Origin of the sequence: Micromonospora sp. NPDC049799 (assembly GCF_040656655.1) — a bacterium.
Classification (GTDB): Bacteria; Actinomycetota; Actinomycetes; order Mycobacteriales; family Micromonosporaceae; genus Micromonospora.
On the sequence record NZ_JBFAMU010000413.1, the window covers coordinates 1 to 4,361 of the forward strand.

The 4,361-nt window shown below is 72.4% G+C and carries 3 protein-coding genes; 2 read left to right on the forward strand and 1 reads right to left on the reverse strand.

The genetic code is table 11. From position 1 onward, the window contains the following. Positions 1-399: 399 nt before the first annotated feature. Entirely contained in the window at positions 400-1,206 is an 807-nt protein-coding gene (locus tag AB0I76_RS23415; protein WP_357039201.1) for an HAD-IB family hydrolase, read from the forward strand. Positions 1,207-1,254: 48 nt separating this feature from the next. Here the strand turns inward: AB0I76_RS23415 and AB0I76_RS23420 are convergent, their stop codons facing one another. Beyond that, on the reverse strand, positions 1,255-2,001 hold the full coding sequence (locus tag AB0I76_RS23420) for an oxidoreductase (RefSeq protein WP_357039204.1): 747 nt from the start codon (positions 1,999-2,001) through the stop codon (positions 1,255-1,257). Between the two features lie 263 nt (positions 2,002-2,264). On the opposite strand from AB0I76_RS23420, the gene acs reads away from it, so the two are divergent. Then, positions 2,265-4,259: an acetate--CoA ligase gene (acs, locus tag AB0I76_RS23425; protein ID WP_357039207.1), complete on the forward strand. Its 1,995-nt coding sequence runs from the start codon at positions 2,265-2,267 to the stop codon at positions 4,257-4,259. Positions 4,260-4,361 lie beyond the last annotated feature (102 nt).

Below are 4,361 nucleotides of genomic sequence, written 5' to 3' on the forward strand. Positions count from 1 at the left end.
ACGCCCTCGGCAGACGGCTTCGACGGGGACGGAGACGACCTGTGACCTGCGACGCAGCACTTCTCCCGAAAAGGGACGACCCCCGTCGGGGGGAGACGGGGGTCGTCGAAGGTTCGGCTCCGGGGGGGTTGAGCCGAACCCACTCAGCGGCCGCGGGGGGTGCAACCGCTGAGGGCCTGTCGGTTGTCCGAGATATGAACACTCGTCGTAGTGACAAGTTTGCCTGAGCGAACCTGGCTACGTCGAGTGTTGTAGCCTCCACTCCCCGCGAATTGATGTTCGCAGAGTGTGACTGTCGTCACTGTGGGCAGAGGCGGGCGCGGTCGGCCCGCAGGTCCAGGGGGGTTCTCGACCCCGGGCACCCGCCGACGATAGACCATCGGACTAGACTTTCGCGCCGTGGGCCGAAGTGCCGCTTTCTTCGATCTGGACAAGACCGTCATCGCCAAGTCGAGCGCCCTGGCGTTCGGTCGGCCGTTCTACCGGGACGGGCTGATCACTCGGCGTGACGTCGTCAAGTCGGCGTACGCGCAGCTGATGTTCCGGCTGGGCGGCACCGACGAGCAGACCATGGCTCGGACCCGCGACTACCTCGCCACGCTGTGTAAGGGCTGGTCGGTGGAACAGGTGCGCCAGATCGTCGCGGAGACGCTCCACGAACTGATCAACCCCTACGTGTACGCGGAAGCCGCCGCCCTCATCGAGGAGCACCAGGCCGCCGGCCGGGACGTCGTCCTGGTCTCCGCCTCGGGCGAGGAGATGGTGCGTCCCATCGGCGCCCTGCTCGGGGTGACCGACGTGATCGCCACCCGGATGGGCGTCGTGGACGGCCGCTACAGCGGCGAGGTGGAGTTCTACGCGGCCGGCCCGAGCAAGGTCGACGCGGTCGGCGAGCTGGCCACCGCGCGGGGGTACGACCTCGCCGACTCGTACGCGTACTCGGACTCGTACAGCGACCGCCCGCTGCTCGAGTGCGTCGGCCACCCGACGGTCGTCAACCCGGACCGGCAGCTGCGCCGGCTGGCTGTGGAGAACGCGTGGCCGGTGCTGGAGTTCCGCCATCCGATCCCGCTGGGTCGGCGCCTGCGGGAACGTCCCGCCGTCCCGGTCGCCGCCGCCGCGCTCGGCGTGGGTGTGGGGGTGGCCATCGGCATCGCCTGGTACGGCCGGCACCGCCGGACCCGCGCCACACCGGCCACCGCCTGACGCTGGCTCCGGTCCACCCGCCGCGGTCCGCCGCAGCGCGCGGACGGGTCAGCTCGCGGCGAGGACCTCGTCGCCGATCACGGTGAGCTGGTCGGCGCCCACCTCCACCGCCGCCATGTAGTGCCGGAGCCAGGAGCGCAGCCCGTCCGGGGTGCCGGTGGCGAAGGCGCCGGCCGACCCCACGTACTCGGGCTCCCGCTCCTGGTGGCCGACGTCGACGGCGAGCAGGCCGCGCGGGTCGAGGCCGGCGGAGAGCAGGACGAGCCGGGCGGCACCCCGGGCGACGACGCCGGACGGGCCGGCGAAGGGGCGCAGGTTCAGCAGCTCGCCGTGCACCACCGCCGCGAGGACCAGCGGGGAGACCCTGGTGCCGCCGGCCACCAGGCCGGCCAGCCCGTCCAGCCGGGCGGCGACCACCGGGTCGGCGACCGGCCGGCCCAGCTCCGCCTCGGTCACGACGTCCCGGGCGGCGAGCACGTGCAGCTTCGCGAGGGCCTGCCGGGGTGCCTTCGGCCACAGCTCGGACAGGCCCGGCAGCGCGCCGGCGACCCGCAGTGCGCCCTGGACCACCGGCTCGGTGACGGTGCCCGAGCGGACCGCCTCACGGTCGTTCGCGTACCCCTCCAGGGCGGCGCTGGCCACCGCGGACCGCAGGCTGACCTCGGCCGCGACCTGGCCGCCGTGCCGGCGCAACGCGCGGTGCCCCAGCGCCTGGTCGAAGTGCTCGCGGGCCCGCTCGACGGCGGGGGCGATGTCGGCGAGCGCGAGCAGCGGGGCGAGCGGGTCTGCGGTCACCCCGCCACGCTATCGACCGCGCGGCCCGGCCCGCCCGGGAGCCGGCCGGAACGCGACCGGCGCCACCCGTGCGGCTGTTAAGAAGGGCCCTTCCTCTACCGCAGACGTTAAGCGGGGGCCCTTCCTTTCACCGGGAAGCCGTCCGGCGCGTGCGGTGGGCCGCTCGGCGCGGTTCCGACGACGCGTGGTCGCCGCCACCGGGCGTCCCGACTACCCTCTCCTGCAACGAGACGCAGGTCACCCGAGCGACGAGGGAGCACGGCATGAGCGAGGCATTGGCCAACTTGCTGAACGAGACACGCCAGTTCCCGCCGCCGGCCGAGCTCGCCGCGAACGCCAACGTCACCGGCGACGCGTACGCCGAGGCGGACGCCGACCGGCTGGCCTTCTGGGAGCGGCAGGCGGGCCGGCTGAGCTGGGCGAAGCAGTGGGATCAGGTCCAGGACTGGTCGAACCCGCCGTTCGCGAAGTGGTTCGTGGGCGGGCAGCTCAACGTGGCGTACAACTGTCTGGACCGGCACGTGGAGGCCGGCCGGGGCGACAAGGTGGCGATCCACTGGGAGGGCGAGCCGGGCGACACCCGCACGCTCACGTACGCGGACCTGCACCGGCTGACCTGCCAGGCGGCGAACGCGCTGACCGACCTGGGGGTGACCGCCGGGGACCGGGTGGCGATCTACCTGCCGATGATCCCGGAGGCGGCGGTCGCGATGCTGGCCTGCGCCCGGATCGGCGCCACGCACAGCGTGGTCTTCGGTGGCTTCTCGGCCGACGCGCTGACCAACCGCATCCAGGACGCCACCGCCAAGGTCGTCATCACCGCCGACGGCGGTTACCGGCGGGGCAAGCCGTCGGCGCTGAAGCCGACGGTGGACGAGGCGGTGGCCAACTGCCCGTCGATCGAGCACGTGCTGGTGGTCCGCCGCACCGGCGAGGAGGTCGCCTGGTCGGCGAAGGACCACTGGTGGCACGAGACGGTGGAGACCGCGTCGGCGGAGCACACCCCGGAGGCCTTCGACGCCGAGCACCCCCTGTTCATCCTCTACACCAGCGGCACCACGGCCCGACCGAAGGGCATCCTGCACACCACCGGCGGCTACCTGACCCAGACGTCGTACACGACGCACGCGGTGTTCGACCTCAAGCCGGATACGGACGTCTACTGGTGCACGGCCGACATCGGCTGGGTCACCGGCCACTCCTACATCGTGTACGGGCCCCTCTCCAACGGCGCCACCCAGGTCATGTACGAGGGCACCCCGGACACCCCGCACAAGGGCCGGTTCTGGGAGGTCGTGGACCGGTACAGGGTCACCATCCTCTACACCGCGCCGACGCTGATCCGCACGATGATGAAGTGGGGCGAGGACATCCCGGCCGGGTACGACCTGTCGTCGCTGCGGCTGCTGGGCAGCGTCGGCGAGCCGATCAACCCGGAGGCGTGGATGTGGTACCGGCAGCACGTGGGCCGGGGCGCGCTGCCGATCGTCGACACGTGGTGGCAGACCGAGACGGGGGCCATCATGATCTCCCCGCTGCCGGGCGTCACGGAGACCAAGCCGGGCAGCGCGATGACCCCGCTGCCGGGCATCGCCGCCGACGTGGTGGACGACCAGGGTGTGTCGGTGCCGAACGGCGGCGGCGGGTACCTGGTGCTGAAGGAGCCGTGGCCGTCGATGCTGCGCACCATCTGGGGCGACGACAACCGCTTCCTCGAGACGTACTGGTCGCGGTTCGGCGCGGGCGCCGGCGCGAGCGGCGAGGGCGAGTGGGTGTACTTCGCCGGTGACGGTGCGAAGAAGGACGACGACGGGCACATCTGGCTGCTCGGCCGGGTGGACGACGTGATGCTGGTGTCCGGGCACAACATCTCCACCACCGAGGTCGAGTCGGCGCTGGTGTCGCACCCGTCGGTCGCCGAGGCGGCCGTGGTGGGTGCCACCGATCCGACCACCGGGCAGGCGATCGTCGCGTTCGCCATCCCGCGCGGCAGCGCGGACACCACCGGCGAGGCGGGCGAGCAGCTGATCACCGAGCTGCGCAACCACGTCGCGAAGACGCTCGGCCCGATCGCCAAGCCCCGGCAGATCATGCTGGTGCCCGAGCTGCCGAAGACCCGTTCCGGCAAGATCATGCGTCGGCTGCTGCGGGACGTGGCGGAGCACCGGTCGCTCGGCGACGTGACGACCCTCCAGGACTCGTCGGTGATGGAGCTGATCTCCTCGGGGATGGGCGGCGGGAAATCCGACGAGGACTGACGGCAGGCGTACAACCCGGTGGGTGGGGGGGGGGGGGGGGCCCCCCCCCCCCCCCAGGGGTAAGGGGGGGGGGGGGGGCCCCCGGGGCCCCAGCAACAACGA

Excerpts from the sequence above, each read along its gene's own strand:
- acs (WP_357039207.1), top strand. The coding sequence starts at position 2,265 with ATGAGCGAGGCATTGGCCAACTTGCTGAACGAGACACGCCAGTTCCCG.